The organism is Lutimonas sp., from assembly GCF_051011215.1.
In the GTDB taxonomy this organism is placed as follows: Bacteria; Bacteroidota; Bacteroidia; order Flavobacteriales; family Flavobacteriaceae; genus Lutimonas.
The window spans coordinates 1-14,319 of the sequence record NZ_JBPCUJ010000073.1; the positions used below are offsets into that span (position 1 = coordinate 1).

General features: G+C 39.1%; 16 protein-coding genes and 1 pseudogene. All 17 read left to right on the forward strand.

The window, feature by feature from the left end:
- Positions 1–433 (forward strand): hypothetical protein (locus ACR2MV_RS07045; protein ID WP_434021201.1); only part of this gene is annotated, 433 nt, incomplete at its 5' end.
- A gap of 59 nt (positions 434–492) precedes the next feature.
- Positions 493–1,707: an NADH:flavin oxidoreductase gene (locus tag ACR2MV_RS07050; RefSeq protein ID WP_434021202.1), complete on the forward strand. Its 1,215-nt coding sequence runs from the start codon at positions 493–495 to the stop codon at positions 1,705–1,707.
- Positions 1,708–1,762: 55 nt separating this feature from the next.
- On the forward strand, positions 1,763–2,104 hold the full coding sequence (locus ACR2MV_RS07055; protein WP_434021203.1) for a TfoX/Sxy family protein: 342 nt from the start codon (positions 1,763–1,765) through the stop codon (positions 2,102–2,104).
- 29 nt (positions 2,105–2,133) lie between these two features.
- The gene (locus tag ACR2MV_RS07060; RefSeq protein ID WP_434021204.1) at positions 2,134–3,972 is read left to right on the forward strand and encodes a DUF5060 domain-containing protein; all 1,839 of its coding nucleotides are present in this window, start codon (positions 2,134–2,136) and stop codon (positions 3,970–3,972) included.
- Positions 3,973–3,985: 13 nt separating this feature from the next.
- Positions 3,986–4,495: a GNAT family N-acetyltransferase gene (locus ACR2MV_RS07065; protein ID WP_434021205.1), complete on the forward strand. Its 510-nt coding sequence runs from the start codon at positions 3,986–3,988 to the stop codon at positions 4,493–4,495.
- Positions 4,496–4,533: 38 nt separating this feature from the next.
- Complete coding sequence (gene lpxD / locus ACR2MV_RS07070; RefSeq protein WP_434021206.1) at positions 4,534–5,541, forward strand: UDP-3-O-(3-hydroxymyristoyl)glucosamine N-acyltransferase; 1,008 nt, start codon at positions 4,534–4,536, stop codon at positions 5,539–5,541.
- Positions 5,542–5,553: 12 nt separating this feature from the next.
- Entirely contained in the window at positions 5,554–6,204 is a 651-nt protein-coding gene (locus tag ACR2MV_RS07075) for an HAD family hydrolase (protein WP_434021207.1), read from the forward strand.
- Positions 6,205–6,252: 48 nt separating this feature from the next.
- On the forward strand, positions 6,253–6,867 hold the full coding sequence (locus ACR2MV_RS07080; RefSeq protein ID WP_434021208.1) for a hypothetical protein: 615 nt from the start codon (positions 6,253–6,255) through the stop codon (positions 6,865–6,867).
- A 21-nt stretch (positions 6,868–6,888) separates the two neighbouring features.
- Entirely contained in the window at positions 6,889–7,392 is a 504-nt protein-coding gene (locus tag ACR2MV_RS07085; protein ID WP_434021209.1) for a GyrI-like domain-containing protein, read from the forward strand.
- Position 7,393: 1 nt separating this feature from the next.
- Positions 7,394–7,930, forward strand: a complete 537-nt coding sequence (locus ACR2MV_RS07090; protein ID WP_434021210.1) for a Crp/Fnr family transcriptional regulator — start codon at positions 7,394–7,396, stop codon at positions 7,928–7,930.
- 56 nt (positions 7,931–7,986) lie between these two features.
- Positions 7,987–8,538: a DinB family protein gene (locus ACR2MV_RS07095; protein WP_434021211.1), complete on the forward strand. Its 552-nt coding sequence runs from the start codon at positions 7,987–7,989 to the stop codon at positions 8,536–8,538.
- 63 nt (positions 8,539–8,601) lie between these two features.
- Positions 8,602–10,137, forward strand: a complete 1,536-nt coding sequence (locus ACR2MV_RS07100; protein WP_434021212.1) for an ArnT family glycosyltransferase — start codon at positions 8,602–8,604, stop codon at positions 10,135–10,137.
- The gene (locus tag ACR2MV_RS07105; protein WP_434021213.1) at positions 10,130–11,107 is read left to right on the forward strand and encodes an NAD-dependent epimerase/dehydratase family protein; all 978 of its coding nucleotides are present in this window, start codon (positions 10,130–10,132) and stop codon (positions 11,105–11,107) included. Before ACR2MV_RS07100 ends, ACR2MV_RS07105 begins: the two co-directional genes overlap by 8 nt.
- Positions 11,104–11,853, forward strand: a complete 750-nt coding sequence (locus tag ACR2MV_RS07110; protein WP_434021214.1) for a DUF1295 domain-containing protein — start codon at positions 11,104–11,106, stop codon at positions 11,851–11,853. Before ACR2MV_RS07105 ends, ACR2MV_RS07110 begins: the two co-directional genes overlap by 4 nt.
- 23 nt (positions 11,854–11,876) lie before the next feature.
- Positions 11,877–12,305, forward strand: coding sequence for a DUF4174 domain-containing protein (locus tag ACR2MV_RS07115; protein WP_434021215.1), 429 nt, complete (start codon positions 11,877–11,879; stop codon positions 12,303–12,305).
- 168 nt (positions 12,306–12,473) lie between these two features.
- Positions 12,474–13,841 carry an FAD-binding oxidoreductase gene (locus ACR2MV_RS07120; RefSeq protein ID WP_434021216.1) on the forward strand — a complete coding sequence of 456 codons (1,368 nt, stop codon included), beginning with the start codon at positions 12,474–12,476 and terminating at the stop codon, positions 13,839–13,841.
- A 142-nt stretch (positions 13,842–13,983) separates the two neighbouring features.
- A pseudogene (locus tag ACR2MV_RS07125) lies at positions 13,984–14,319 on the forward strand (hypothetical protein); the annotation flags it as partial.

A 14,319-nucleotide genomic window follows, 5' to 3' on the forward strand; every position in this document is an offset into this window, starting at 1 on the left:
ACGCTACATAACCGATACAGGAGTTGGAAAGCTTTCCATGACTGATGGTGATCAAAAGCATGATCATTGGGGCCTCATTTATAGTGGAGGATTCTTTGTTGGCATCTCTCAGGACATGATTATTAGAGCATCCACTGCCAATGAAAAAAGCCTAGATGATGTGATGCGTACCTTGTTCAAAAAATACGGAGGAACCAATAATGGTTATTCTTTAGAGGAAATTGAAAAATTGATCTCAGAAGCAAGTGGTAAAGATCAAACAGATTTTTTTAAACAATATGTCTCCGGAGTGCAACAAATTCCACTAGCCGGTTATTTACAATTAGCAGGTTTTGATGCAATTGAAGAAAATAATTCCATTAAAATCAGTATAAAGGAGCAGGCGCCAGAATTAGAAAAGAAGATGGCTGACGGGTTATTTGGTATAAATTAATTCAATGTTCTTGATTTCTACTAATGCAACTCTTATTTTAGCGGTAGAACTTCCTGCTGATGCAACCAAAACCCAATACTATCAATCAGATCAACAAGGCTTTTATAAAGCGTTCTATTGGGTCATCACAAGTTGTTCTGGAAAATGTTTTTATAAAATCGGCCACTTTTGAAGGAATGTATTCCGCTGGCATTCCCACCCAAAAACTCATTGATCATCATGTTGATCTGGCAAAGGGAGGGGTTGGGATGACCACCATCTCATATGGTGCCGTATCAGCTGACGCAAGAACATTTGACAGTCAAATGTATATTCATAAAGACAGTTTAGTCCCCTTAAAATTATTGGCGGAAAAGGTTCATGCTGCAGGAGCTAAAGTTTCCATTCAGCTCACGCATTGTGGGTATTTTTCAAAAAATAAAACGGCCCGAAAAATTCTTGCTCCCAGCAAACTCTTCAATGCCTATGGGTTCTTGTCAGGAATGGGCTTTTCAGAAGCCATGACGCTAAAAGATATGGAACTCGTAATAAACGACTTTGTGAAGGCAGCCATTTCACTTAAAACAATTGGTTTCGACGCTGTTGAGATTCATATGGGTCACGGGTATTTATTAAGTCAGTTTTTAAGCCCTTTGACCAATAAAAGAAAAGACGAATTTGGAGGAAGCATTGAGAACAGAAGTCGGTTCCCGTTACAGCTGGTGCAGCGAGTTGTTACGGCTGTTGGAGAAAATTTCCCCGTACTGGTAAAACTTAATTTATCAGATGGTTTCAAAAATGGATTTTCACTAGAAGATTGTGTTTATGTTTCGAAACAACTTGAAAAAATAAACTGTGCAGCCATTGTATTAAGCGGAGGTTTTACCAGTAAAACCCCATTCTATTTAATGCGAGGAAAAATACCTTTAAAGGGTATGATACAAAATGGCAGCTCCTGGGCGGAAAAAATTACCATGGCCGTTTTTGGACCTTTTATCATCAAAGAATATAAATTTGAACCAAACTTCTTTCTGGATCAGGCCTTAAAAGTAAGAAAGGCTGTAAACCTCGACCTGGTCTATCTCGGAGGTGTGGATTCGGTTGATGGTATGCTTCAAATACTTGAGAAAGGCTTTAATTTTATTGCCTTGGCAAGACCCTTAATTCACGATCCTTCATTTCTACATAAAATAAGGAGCGGAAACCTTTCAAAAAGCTTATGCAATCGATGCAACGAGTGTATAGTTGAAATGGACCGGGGTGGTGTCAAATGTGTTTTAGATTCTGCAGGTTGATACTAACAAGTGTTTAAATTGTATTTTAGTCACTGAAAAACGAATAAGGATAGTTATGGCATTTAGCGAGTATTTGGCCGATAGGGTAAGACAAAGGCTCTTTAAGAGGGGACAGGTTGTGGAAAAGAAAATGATGGGAGGCCTCATTTTTATGGTCAATGATAAAATGTGTATTGGCGTCGATATTGATAAAAAATCAAACACGGACAGGCTTATGGTTCGGGTTGGAAAATTACCTTATGAAAACTTATTAAAAAAAGACGGCAGCCGGCCCATGGATTTTACAGGATCGGTAATGAGGGGCTTCCTGTTTATTGACCCTGAAGGGTTTGACAAAGAAGAAGACCTGGATTTTTGGGTTGCAAAAGCCCTTGAATTCAATACTTTAATTGCTTAAAATTAATAGAAAACCTGCTTTTTTACTACATGAATTATTTTATTAAATTATCTCTTTTTTCCGTCCTGTTATCACTGATTCAATGCGAACCTATAGCTACAAAAAACAAACTTGGTGAGTTCAAGCAATGGGAAGCGATTCAAATAGACTTTGAAGGTCCCCAGCTCTCAGAAACAAATCCTGATAATCCCTTTTTAAATTACAGACTTGAGGTTGTTTTTAAGCATCCTGACACGAGTTATACTGTGAGGGGTTTTTATGCCGCTGATGGAAATGCCGCCGAGACAAGTGCTGATTCAGGGAGAGTTTGGCAAGCTCGTTTTTCTGCTGACAGGCCTGGAGAATGGACTTATAAAGCGACTTTAAAGAAGGGTGAAAAAAGTGCCATTGGGGCTGAAGGTTCCACCACAGAAGTTGAAATTTCAAACAGCCTGGGTGACTTTACTATTGTTTCAGATTCAGCATCGACCAGTTGTTTTTACAAAAATGGCAGAATATCTGTTAATTCGGGCTATTTTTTCTTTCATGATACTAAAAAATATTGGCTAAAAATGGGAGCCAACAGCCCCGAAAACCTTTTGGCTTTTGAAGATTTCGATGGTACATTCAGGATGCAGGAAGAAAAAAGAGAGGGTGAAGCCGAAGCAAATGATAAAATTCACAGCTATAAGAATCATATTAAAGATTGGGACATCAATGATCCTGTATGGCAGGGTAGCAAAGGAAAAGGGCTTCTGGGAGCTTTAAATTATTTAAATGACAAAGGAATGAATGCCGTTTACTTTCTGACCTTGAATATCATGGGAGATGGTAAGGATGTCTGGCCCTATAGGGATCCTTCTGATTTCCGACGTTTTGATGTGAGTAAACTTGCTCAATGGGAAATCATTTTTAACCATATGCAGCGGAAAGGCATTATGCTGCATATAGTTTTGCAGGAAACAGAGAATGAGTTAATGCTGGACGGAGGAGATACAGGACCCCAAAGACAACTATACTTAAACGAACTTATTGCAAGGTTTGGGCACCATCCTGGCCTTATTTGGAATTTAGGTGAAGAAAATGGCCCGGCATCATTTACTCCAGAAGCTCAGAATGATAATCAAAGAAAAGCGATGATCAGTCACATTAAAAATAATGACCCATACAAACATCCGGTACTTCTACATACCCATTCTCATGAGCCTGCCAGGGGTGATGTGCTTTCTCAAATACTCGGGTTTAAAGAACTTGATGGTCTTTCTCTTCAAGTGGATAAGAGAGAAGAAGCGGCCAGGGTTGTTGAAATATGGAAAGAAACTTCTGAAAAACAAGGACATAGCTGGTTGATCACAATGGATGAAATTGGTATGTGGCACACTGCTGCCCTCACAGATTCTCTCGAACCCGGACACGGGACCTTGCGAGGTGATGTTTTATGGGGCACCTTACTCTCAGGAGCCGCCGGCCTTGAATGGTATTTTGGTGCTAAATTTCCGCATAACGATCTTTCTTCAGAAGATTGGCGACAAAGAAATCAGCTTTGGGAAATCACAAATCATGCTAAACGCTTTTTTACAGAGCAGCTGCCCTATTGGGAAATGCAACCCGATCACCAACTGGTTGGTGGAAGTCCTTCCTTTTGTTTTAAGAAATCAGGAGAAGTATATGCCCTGTATTTTCCTAAAAATGATGGCTATAACATTGATTTAAGTGACGATACGAATGTCTATTCCATTCATTGGTTTGATCCATTAGCAGGTGGGGCATTACAGCAAGGATCTTTGACAGCTATTACAGGTGGACAAGTTCTAAGCCTGGGAACTCCGCCGGAAAAGAAGATCAAAACCAGAAAAAATGACTGGGTAGCACTTCTAAGAAAAAAATAAAAATTGAATCGCAATGATGAACCTTCAATTTAAAAGAGCTTCTCCGGAAGAGCTAAGCGACGCACTACTTTTTTTTAAACTGGCCAGTCAGTCCTTGGGCAAAAAAAACCTGAGTCAATGGAGTTACTGGGCAGACCCTCCCCAGGAAAAAATAATATGGGTACAAGAAGGCTTCGATAATAATGAATTTTACTTTGTTTTGAATCAGGACAACAGGAAGGTTGCCATGTTCAGATTATTGAAAACAGACACCTTATACTGGGAAAATAAAGGGCTTGAAAAAAGTGTTCGATATGTTCATTCTCTTGTTGTACCTCCTGAATTTTCGGGCCTTGGAATTGGTAAAACTGTTTTATTAAAGATCATTGAAGATCTTAGATCGCAAGGAATAAAAAAGTTTCGACTTGATTGCGACGGCTCAAATACAAAGCTTTGCCAATACTATGAATCTTATGGATTTAAAAAAGTGGGTGAAAAATCAACCAATTTTGCACTTAATAATTTATATGAAATGTCATTGTGAGCGAAACACAACTCCTAGGAAATTCATATCTTTCGCACATGAAAAAAGCATCAAAATCTTACACAATTGAAGAGCTTTCAAAGCTTTTAGAAGGGACTGTTATAGGCCATACAAAACATCAAATTTCTGAACCAGAACAAATAGAATCTGCTACTGAAAGTGCCATCACTTTTATCGGACATAAAAAATATATTCCTCTATGGGAGGGTTCCAGAGCTTCGGCAGCGATCATCGATCGTTCTCTTGAATTAAAAAATCCCGGTGATAACAGGGCTTTTATCGAAGTTGACAATGCGGATTTGGCCATGGCAAAATTGTTGGAAATCTTTACCCCTGAGGCACCTGAGTTAGCTGTCGGAATTCACCCAACGGCAACGGTCAGTGATACGGCTGAAATTGGACCAGGAGTTGCCATTGGAGCCAATTCATATATAGGGCCCAATGTGAAGATCGGCCCGAACACAAAGGTCTATCCAAATGTAACAATTATGGATGAGGCCGAAATTGGCAGTCATTCTCTTATAAAATCAGGTACTGTAATTGGTGAACGATGCATCATAGGGCATTACTGTATCATGCATGCCAATGTAAGTATTGGTTCTGATGGGTTTGGATACAGACCGAGTCCTGATGGAAGGGGCATCGTCAAGATTGTTCATATTGGAAATGTCGTGATCGGAAACCAGGTTGAAATAGGATCCGGTTCATGCGTGGACAGGGGAAAATTCAGTTCAACCACCATAGGTGACGGCACAAAAATTGACAATTTAGTGCAGATAGCACATAATTGTAAAATTGGTCGTGCTTGCATGATTGCTGCGCTTTGTGGAATCTCAGGTTCGGTGACCCTTGGTGACGGGGTGATCATGGCGGGTCAAGCTGCAATAAAAGATCATATCACCATAGGAAATGGTGTTACCGTTGGCGGAAGGTCCGGTATCATGAATGATATCCCTGACGGAAAAACAATCCTTGGTTATCCGGCAATTGAAGCCAAAGATACCTTAAGACAATGGGCCGCTTTAAGAAGGTTAGCCAAAAAATAACGTTTTATTCTTTTGACAATTAAATCACAAAAAAACCTCCGCGATGCCATCATTTTTGATATGGATGGTACCTTGTGGGACGCTGTCGCCACCTATACGCTTGCCTGGAATGAATATTTCAAAAAACAGGGTATGGATACGGTTTTAAGCAAAGCTGATTTAGATGCTTTGATGGGACTGGAGGAAGCTCAGTTTCTAGAAAAAGTACTTCCTGAAATGACAAGCGAATCCCGAAAATCATGTTATCAGGAAGTCATTGAATTACAATATGATTTAATTGATGAAATTGGAGGTCGTATCTATCCCGGAGTAAAGGAATATCTGGAAAAATTAAGTAATTATTACAAATTATTTATTGTGAGCAACTGCCCAAAAGATACCATCAAGCACTTTATGAAATTTGCTCAGATTGAGCATTTAATTACAGATAGTCTGGCTCATGGACAGAATTACAAAGCAAAGCATGAAAATATATCCAGTCTGGTACATTCCTATCATTTGAAAAACCCGGTATACGTGGGGGACACCCATGGAGACATGTTACAGAGCCGTATAGCCAGCGTGCCTTTTGTTTTTATGTCCTATGGGTTTGGCGCCTGCGATGACTTTGACAGGTCCTTCGCATCATTTGAAGCGTTTGCGCTGTACTATTTAAATGCTTAAATTCGAGAACCGAATTATAATTAACACATCCATATCTTAAACGTGCTTATGAGAAAACTGATTTATTTGTTTTTAGTACTAGTTTTAATTGGTACATCCTGTAAAACCGATTCAAAAAAAGGAGTGGAAAAAGATCAGGACAAGGAGGTCGATTCTGTAGTGGTGAAACAACAGAAACCGGAGCAACAGTCTCCCTTTGTTCCTCAATCAACTGACCAACAAACGGCGAACAACATTAAGAATTTCCTGGTCAATGATTATTTAAAAGAGGAGCTGTCTTTTCTGCAAGACAATGATAGAAAATTCCAATTTTATCAGCTTGATTTAAACGGGGATGGGAATGACGAAATATTTGTACGTTTTATGAGTCCTTATTTTTGCGGATCCGGAGGCTGTACCTTCCTTCTGTTGGACAAATATGGAGAAGTAATTACCCGTTTTTCAGTTACCAGGTCTCCTATTTTCGTAGAATCTAAAAAAGTCAATGATTGGGCCTTGCTTCTTGTAAAAGATGCCGGAGTATTTAAAGAACTGACTTTTAAAGATGGCTCCTATCCTTCAAACCCGTCAATGTTGCCAAAAGCACCTTATGATGCCCCTAGTGGTCATGCAGAAGTCCTGTTTCATGATGAGCTGTATATCTCAAAAACTTTTGAATTTTAAACCTCATTTAGGTCAGTATCTATGTTTAAAAAAATCCACCGTCTAGAAAAAAAATTGCTTTGTGGTCAGCATCTGGAGATGTCCATGGCAGATAATCGTACTCGAGAATTATGGAGTTCCTTTATGCCGCTCAAAAGAACGATTAAAAATAGCATCAATACTGACTTATATTCCATGCAGGTTTACGACAAAGGAGCTGATTTCAAATCGATGAAACCCACAAGTGTTTTCACCAAATGGGCCGCGATAGAAGTGAGTGATCATACCAACATTCCGGATATGCTCCAGCCATATGTGCTCAACGCCGGTCTTTACGCGGTATTCATTCATAAAGGATTGCCTGCAGATTTTCATAAAACCTTTAACTATATCTTTCAGGAATGGCTGCCAGATGCCGCTTACGAAATTGATGCTCGTGAACATTTTGAATTGCTGCCTGAAACGTATCGACCTGATGATCCAATGGCAGAAGAGGAAATATGGATCCCTGTGAAGGAACAATCAAACCCCGATAAAGCTTTTTAAAGTGGCTGTTTTTGAAAAACTGCTCGATCAGATTTCCAAGGGACAACTATGGGAAAATGTAAAAGTGATCCATCGCAACGAGTATATTAAAGTTGCAGGATCTGTTGAAAGTCATTTATACCATATCCTCACTGGCAGTGTCAGAATTTTTATGATCGATGAAAATGAAGAGCACACCATCCGATTTGGCTATCAGAATTCCATAGTCACCTGTCTGGATTCATTTTTAACAAATAAACCCACTTCATTTTACATTCAAGCACTGAAAAAAACTGAATTCAGATCTGTAAAAAAATCTGATTTTAATATTTTGATGGATCAAACACCCTTAAACCAACACTTGTGGAAACAAATTCTAGAGGCATTTGTTATTCAACAAATGGAAAGAGAAACAGATTTACTGACCACAAACCCTGAAGAACGTTATCACCGAGTTTTAAAAAGAAGCCCGCAATTATTTCAAGAAATCCCTCACAAATACATAGCTTCCTACCTTCGGATGAGCCCTGAAACTTTGTCCAGATTAAAGAAATCTTGATTTGAATCAACAAAAATTCAAATTTTAAACAGCATTTTTGAACAAAACTATCAATCATGACTTTTACAACACTTGAACTACTAAAGGACCTGCAAAAAACGACTCAGATGAATCAATCTGATCTCAACAGATTAATTCTTTGTTCTGAGGAAGAATTGAATAAACGAAGCCATCTGGATTCCTGGAGTGCTTTGGAATGCTTGGCTCATTTAAATATTTACAGTGCTTTTTATATTCCTGAAATTAAAAAGAACCTGGAAGGAACTAAATACAAAAAGCCCACAACTCAATTTAAAAGCGGTATACTGGGCAACTATTTTGTGAAAATGGTAGGACCTATTGAGCATTCGAAAAAAATGAAAACACTGACTTCCAGTAATCCGATTGGCAGTGATTTAAGTCTTTCTACGCTGCAACAATTTGGCGCCTACCAGGAACAAACACTGGAAATCCTGGAAAATGCATCCACTGTAGATATAGCCAGGACCAAATGCGGTATCAGTATCGCCCCTTGGCTTAAAATAAAACTTGGTGATGCCTTGAGAGTTGTGATTATGCACAATAGAAGACATATGATTCAGGCATTAAAAGCAGCAGAACTGAGCTAAGGTATTTTATACTGTCCTTTTTTTAAGCTTTTTTCTATCTTGCACTAGCTTTTTAATTCATTCATGGATCTCAGAAAACCAGCCTTAGTCTTTTTTATCCTTTTAAAATTTGTGCTGCAATTTGTAGCTATCAATCCTATATATGAATTACACAGGGATGAATATTTACATCTGGACCTTGGAAATCATCTGGCATGGGGCTATTTATCAGTTCCTCCGGTTACTTCCTGGATTTCATTTCTGATCATCAGTTTGGGAAATTCTGTATTCTGGGTTAAATTTTTTCCGGCACTTTTCGGGGCCCTCACCATTTATTTTGTTTGGAAAACAGTAGCGCATTTAGGTGGTAAATTATATGCCCTAAGTCTTAGCGCTCTTTGTATCACACTATCGGCCCTGTTAAGGATTAACACGCTCTATCAGCCTAATTCCTTCGACTTTTTGTTTTGGACCATTCTGTTCTATACAATTATTCGTTATGTTCAAACACATGAAAAAAAATGGTTTTGGTATGCCGGCATTGCCTTTGCCTTTGGTTTCTTGAATAAATACAACATTTCTTTTTTGCTGCTGGGTCTCATTCCTGCAATTCTATTAAGTAAACAGCGGCATTTATTTCTCAATCGCGACCTTTTATGGATCATGGCCCTCTCCCTGATTATAATCGCACCAAATCTTTGGTGGCAATATCAAAATGATTTTCCGGTCATTTGGCATTTGTCTACCCTGTCTGACACCCAGTTGGTCCATGTAAACCGGTGGGATTTTTTAATTGACCAACTCTTCTTTTTTAGCGGTGCACATTTTGTCCTGCTGGCGGGTTTCATTTCATTCTTTTGGTTTCGTCCTTTCAAAAAATATAAATTTCTTTTCTGGACCTTGATATTAGTCCTTTGCTTTTATAGTTTTCTAAGAGCCAAGAGTTATTATGCCATGGGTCTATATCCTGTCTATATTGGATTTGGAGCCGTTTATATAGAATACCTCCTGAGCAAAGGATGGAAATATAAACTAAGGCCCGTTTTTCTCCTGATTCCGATTCTTGTGATAATTCCTCTGTTCCAGCTGCTTTTACCAGTTTTAAGCCCGCAAAAAATAGCTGAAAAGCATGAAATATTCGAAACAATGGGAATGCTAAAATGGGAAGATGGAAAAAATCATTTGATCCCTCAGGATTATGCCGATATGGTGGGCTGGGAAGAACTTGCTGGTATTGTGGATGAAGCTTTTATGCAAGTTAAAAATAAAGAAGCTACGCTCATTCATTGCGATGGCTATGGCATGGCAGGTTCGATCAATTTTTATGCTGAACAAGAATATACTGAAGCATTAACCATGGAGGCCGATTACCTTAATTGGTATCCTCTTGATCAAGGAAGTATTGAAAATGTCATTCTTGTAAAAGGTCCCTGGGATGATGATCCTGAAAGAAAAAGGGAAGCACCTTTGTTTGATTCTGTCACCTTGATCGGGACTGTTTCCAATAAGTATGCCAGAGATAAGGGAACAAAAGTGTATCTCCTGGCAGGGGCCAAACAAGATATTAACAGCATTCTGAAGGATGAAATCGCAAAGAAAAGACAAAGGATAAATGACTAAGCCCGCACACATAGCAGTAACGGGTGCTACAGGGCATCTTGGGATAAACCTCCTCAAAGAACTCTTGAACCAGGGTTTTCTGGTCAAAGCACTGATCCGGCATAATTCATTGCCTTTTGATCATAAAAACTTGTCATGGATTAGAGGTGATCTGGAAAATACCAAGGCGCTGGAGGAATTGACAGAGAATTGCCAGGCACTTGTTCATTCTGCCAGCGCCATTTCTTTGGGTGAAAAAGATCAAGATCTCGTTTATAAGGTGAATGTGACTGGCACACAGAATCTGTTGAAAGCCTGTGTAAACAGACCTATTCGTTTTCTTTATATCAGTTCTTCCACAGTAGCGAAAGATCCGGCAAATAATGAAGTGTTTGATGAAAACACTCCCTATAGATCCGATCAGACTTTTTTCTATGCCTGGACCAAAGCACTTGCGGAGCAAAAAGTGCTGGCATCCGTAAAAAATGATCATTTGGACGCTTGTATTCTGAGGCCTACTGCCATCATTGGGCCCGAAGATAATTCGCCATCTCCCTTTGGAAAAACGATCCTGGATTTGCATAAAGGAACCCTTCCTTTTATTACCGATGGTGGATACAATTTAGTGGATGTCAGGGATCTGGTCGACACGATTATCGCTTCGATTACAAAAGGTCGAAAAGGGGGTATTTATTTGCTTGGAGGAACATATATAAGTTTAAAGGAACTCGCAAGGATGACAAACGAAACTAAAATTCCCATGTCCTTGCCTATTGATTTCCTGCTTGCCTTGCTTCCAGTCATCAGATTATACGACAGGATTTTTCCCTTAAAATGGCCTATTAGTAAAGAAAGCCTGACCACTTTAAAGAAGGCTCCAAAAAATATGGATTGTTTAAAAGCAACAAATGATTTAGGTCATAAGAACAGACCCCTTCAACAATCGATTGATCAACTTTTGAATTGGTTCATTAACAATAAAATGGAATGACACTAACTACCTTACACATCATCTGTATCATTTGGGCATCCATCGGACTCGCCTCTTTTATCCTCTTGCAATTCGTAAATGCTCCTTACGGGAGGCATGTAAAAAATGGCTGGGGGCCTGAAATTTCGAATAAATGGGGGTGGATCATTATGGAAGCACCTTCCTTTTTTATCATTCTCTATTTTTTTCTCACTTCAAATCAGAGTAGCTATGCAAGCATGCTTTCCATTTTGTGGTTGCTTCACTATTTGAATCGGACCTTTATTTATCCTTTTCGAATAAGGACCAGGGGTAAAAAAATGCCTCTTTTAATTGTTGGCTCCGCCATTTTTTTTAACTGTATCAACGCCGGTTTAAATGGCTACTTTCTCGCTCATTTTGAGACCTATGGCCCGGAATCATTCAACAGCCCTACGTTTATTCTTGGCGCTTTATTATTTACACTTGGTTTTTTTATCAATCAAAAGAGCGATTATATTTTAATTCATTTGAGAAAACCCGGAGAGACTGGCTATAAAATTCCAAAAGGTTTTCTTTTTAATTATATTTCCTGCCCGAATCTTTTCGGAGAATTAATGCAATGGTCCGGCTTTGCAATTATGGCCTGGAATTTACCAGCGCTAACTTTTCTTGTCTGGACTTTTGCCAATTTATTACCAAGGGCCGTCGGTCATCATAAATGGTATAAAGAAAATTTCAAAGATTATCCGAAAAAAAGAAAAGCGGTACTCCCGGGAATTTTGTAACTTATAGAATTGACCTAAAAGTTATGAAGCTTTTTATTTCTTTTCTGCCCCTATCTGCAATTTTGCTATGGGGTTCTTTGAGTGCACAAGGTATTGATGACTATCGGTGGAAAAACCGATTGGTTATTCTTGCATCTGATTCGGTGGATAACGAAACTTATAAAAATCAAATTAGCGAGTTGCAAGCAGACCCTGAAGGGTTGGAAATCAGGAAGATCAAAGTCATTTCATTGACTCAAGGAATGCAAAAAACAGGCATGACCGAATCCACATTTAAAGAAATTCATCCCGGTTATAAATCCTTTTTGTCTGACACAGATTCCTTTATTTTTTATTTAATTGGGCTTGATGGAGGTGTCAAATACCGTTCGAATACTGAAGTTAAAAACAAAACCTTATTCGGGCTGATTGATGTCATGCCCATGCGTCGTCAGGAAATTGAAAAAAATTAAAGTCTCTTTATAACCAGCCCAACGATTCCCATATTTAAATGAGGATCGTATCAAAAATGAGCAAAACGAATCAAAAATAGTAGTATTTGATTCAAAATTTGAATTGTCCTGATTCTTAAGGCTTTAATTTTATACTAACATTTTTAACCTAATCTAAATATCAAATTTATGGAAGCCAAATTCGAAGAGTTCACCACTCAAATACGTGGAGAGATTGTTCTCCCGGAGCATGAAAATTACAATGAAACAAGAAAAGTTTATAACGGAATGATTGATAAACATCCGGGCATGATTGTTATGTGCGTTGATGTGGCTGATGTAATGGCAGCAGTAAATTATGGCCGAGAAAATAACCTCCTTGTCGCAGTTCGAGGAGGAGGACATAACGGTGGCGGACTTGGGATCTGTGATGACGGGATGGTAATAGACCTTTCGGGATTAAAGTTTGTCCGAGTAAATACTGAAGATAATACTGTCAGAGTCGGCGGAGGAAACCTATGGGGCGAAGTGGACCACGCCACCCATCCATTTGGATTGGCAGTACCTGCAGGGATCATCTCATCGACAGGGGTTGGAGGTCTCACACTGGGTGGAGGTGTTGGACATCTATCTCGAAAATATGGATTGACCATCGACAATCTTCTTGAGGCCGACATGGTTTTGGCAGACGGTTCTTTTGTTACCGTCAATGCGCATCAGAATGCTGATTTGTTTTGGGCCATTAGAGGAGGTGGTGGTAATTTTGGAATTGTAACTTCCTTTAAATTTCAAGGACATCCCGTGAAAACTGTCATTGGCGGCCCTACGCTCTGGCCTGTGGAACAAACAGAAGAAATTATGGAATGGTACCATGAATTTATTCATAATTCCGAAGAGGATTTGAATGGGTTTGTCGCTACTATGGTAATTCCAGGACCTCCGTTTCCTGAAGAACTTCATCTCAAAAAGTTCTGTGGCATCGTCTGGTGTTATACAGGAGATCCTTCCAAGTTTGAAAGTATCTTTGCCCCGGTATTGGCCAAGAATCCTGTTTTTCAGCACGTAGGTGAAATGCCTTACCCATCAATACAAACCTTGTTTGACGGGTTGATGCCACATGGGTTACAATGGTATTGGAGAGCTGATTTCTTTACAGAACTGGGAGCGGAAGCAAGGGCTCAACACAAAAAATTTGGTTCCGAGATACCTACCCCCTTGTCTCAAATGCATCTATATCCAATTAGCGGAGCCGCAAGTAAACCGGGACTAACAGATACTCCATGGGCCTACCGCGATGCAAATTATGCAGGAGTCTTTGTTGGCGTAGATGCGGATCCAGCCAATGCTGCAAAAATTACTGACTGGGCCAAGAGTTATCAGGAAGCCTTGCATCCTTACTCATCAGGAGGCGCTTATACGAATTTTATGATGGATGAGGGACAGGAAAGAGTTCGTGACAGCTACCGTCAAAACTATGATCGTTTGGTAGAGATTAAAACCAAATACGACCCGGGAAATTTATTTAAAGTGAACCAGAATATCAAACCCAAATCCTAAGCTTTTCCCCCATTTAAAAGTATGTGTTTTGGCTCAAAAAGGGAATTTAGACAAATCGTCTGATTCCCTTTTTAATTGTACACAAATTAATTTCGACACAATAAATAATATTCTATTTTTGATTGACCTTAATCCTTATTTTATGAAATCAATCTTATACCCAAGCTTCATCTGTCTAATTTTCATATTCATTTCCTGTGAAAACAGACCAAAAGAAAAAACTCAATCTCTTACCGAGCCACCACTTAAAAATTCCGAATTCTCTTATAAAACATACCAACATTCAGATTCGGATCTCATCATTTCTCGATCTTCTTATTATGATCAGCTCTATGGATTCTGGTTAGGTCAATGCATCGCAAACTGGACCGGATTGGTTACAGAAATGGATAAAATAGGAAACATTGGAGATATAAAAACAGGAGAATTCTATACCAGAGATGATTGGGGAAAACCTGATCAGCCCAGCATTTGGGGT

Excerpts from the sequence above, each read along its gene's own strand:
- lpxD (WP_434021206.1), top strand. The coding sequence starts at position 4,534 with ATGAAAAAAGCATCAAAATCTTACACAATTGAAGAGCTTTCAAAGCTT.
- ACR2MV_RS07095 (WP_434021211.1), top strand. The coding sequence starts at position 7,987 with ATGACTTTTACAACACTTGAACTACTAAAGGACCTGCAAAAAACGACT.
- ACR2MV_RS07115 (WP_434021215.1), top strand. The coding sequence starts at position 11,877 with ATGAAGCTTTTTATTTCTTTTCTGCCCCTATCTGCAATTTTGCTATGG.
- ACR2MV_RS07105 (WP_434021213.1), top strand. The coding sequence starts at position 10,130 with ATGACTAAGCCCGCACACATAGCAGTAACGGGTGCTACAGGGCATCTT.
- ACR2MV_RS07055 (WP_434021203.1), top strand. The coding sequence starts at position 1,763 with ATGGCATTTAGCGAGTATTTGGCCGATAGGGTAAGACAAAGGCTCTTT.
- ACR2MV_RS07085 (WP_434021209.1), top strand. The coding sequence starts at position 6,889 with ATGTTTAAAAAAATCCACCGTCTAGAAAAAAAATTGCTTTGTGGTCAG.
- ACR2MV_RS07065 (WP_434021205.1), top strand. The coding sequence starts at position 3,986 with ATGATGAACCTTCAATTTAAAAGAGCTTCTCCGGAAGAGCTAAGCGAC.
- ACR2MV_RS07080 (WP_434021208.1), top strand. The coding sequence starts at position 6,253 with ATGAGAAAACTGATTTATTTGTTTTTAGTACTAGTTTTAATTGGTACA.
- ACR2MV_RS07110 (WP_434021214.1), top strand. The coding sequence starts at position 11,104 with ATGACACTAACTACCTTACACATCATCTGTATCATTTGGGCATCCATC.
- ACR2MV_RS07120 (WP_434021216.1), top strand. The coding sequence starts at position 12,474 with ATGGAAGCCAAATTCGAAGAGTTCACCACTCAAATACGTGGAGAGATT.
- ACR2MV_RS07050 (WP_434021202.1), top strand. The coding sequence starts at position 493 with ATGCAACCAAAACCCAATACTATCAATCAGATCAACAAGGCTTTTATA.
- ACR2MV_RS07060 (WP_434021204.1), top strand. The coding sequence starts at position 2,134 with ATGAATTATTTTATTAAATTATCTCTTTTTTCCGTCCTGTTATCACTG.
- ACR2MV_RS07100 (WP_434021212.1), top strand. The coding sequence starts at position 8,602 with ATGGATCTCAGAAAACCAGCCTTAGTCTTTTTTATCCTTTTAAAATTT.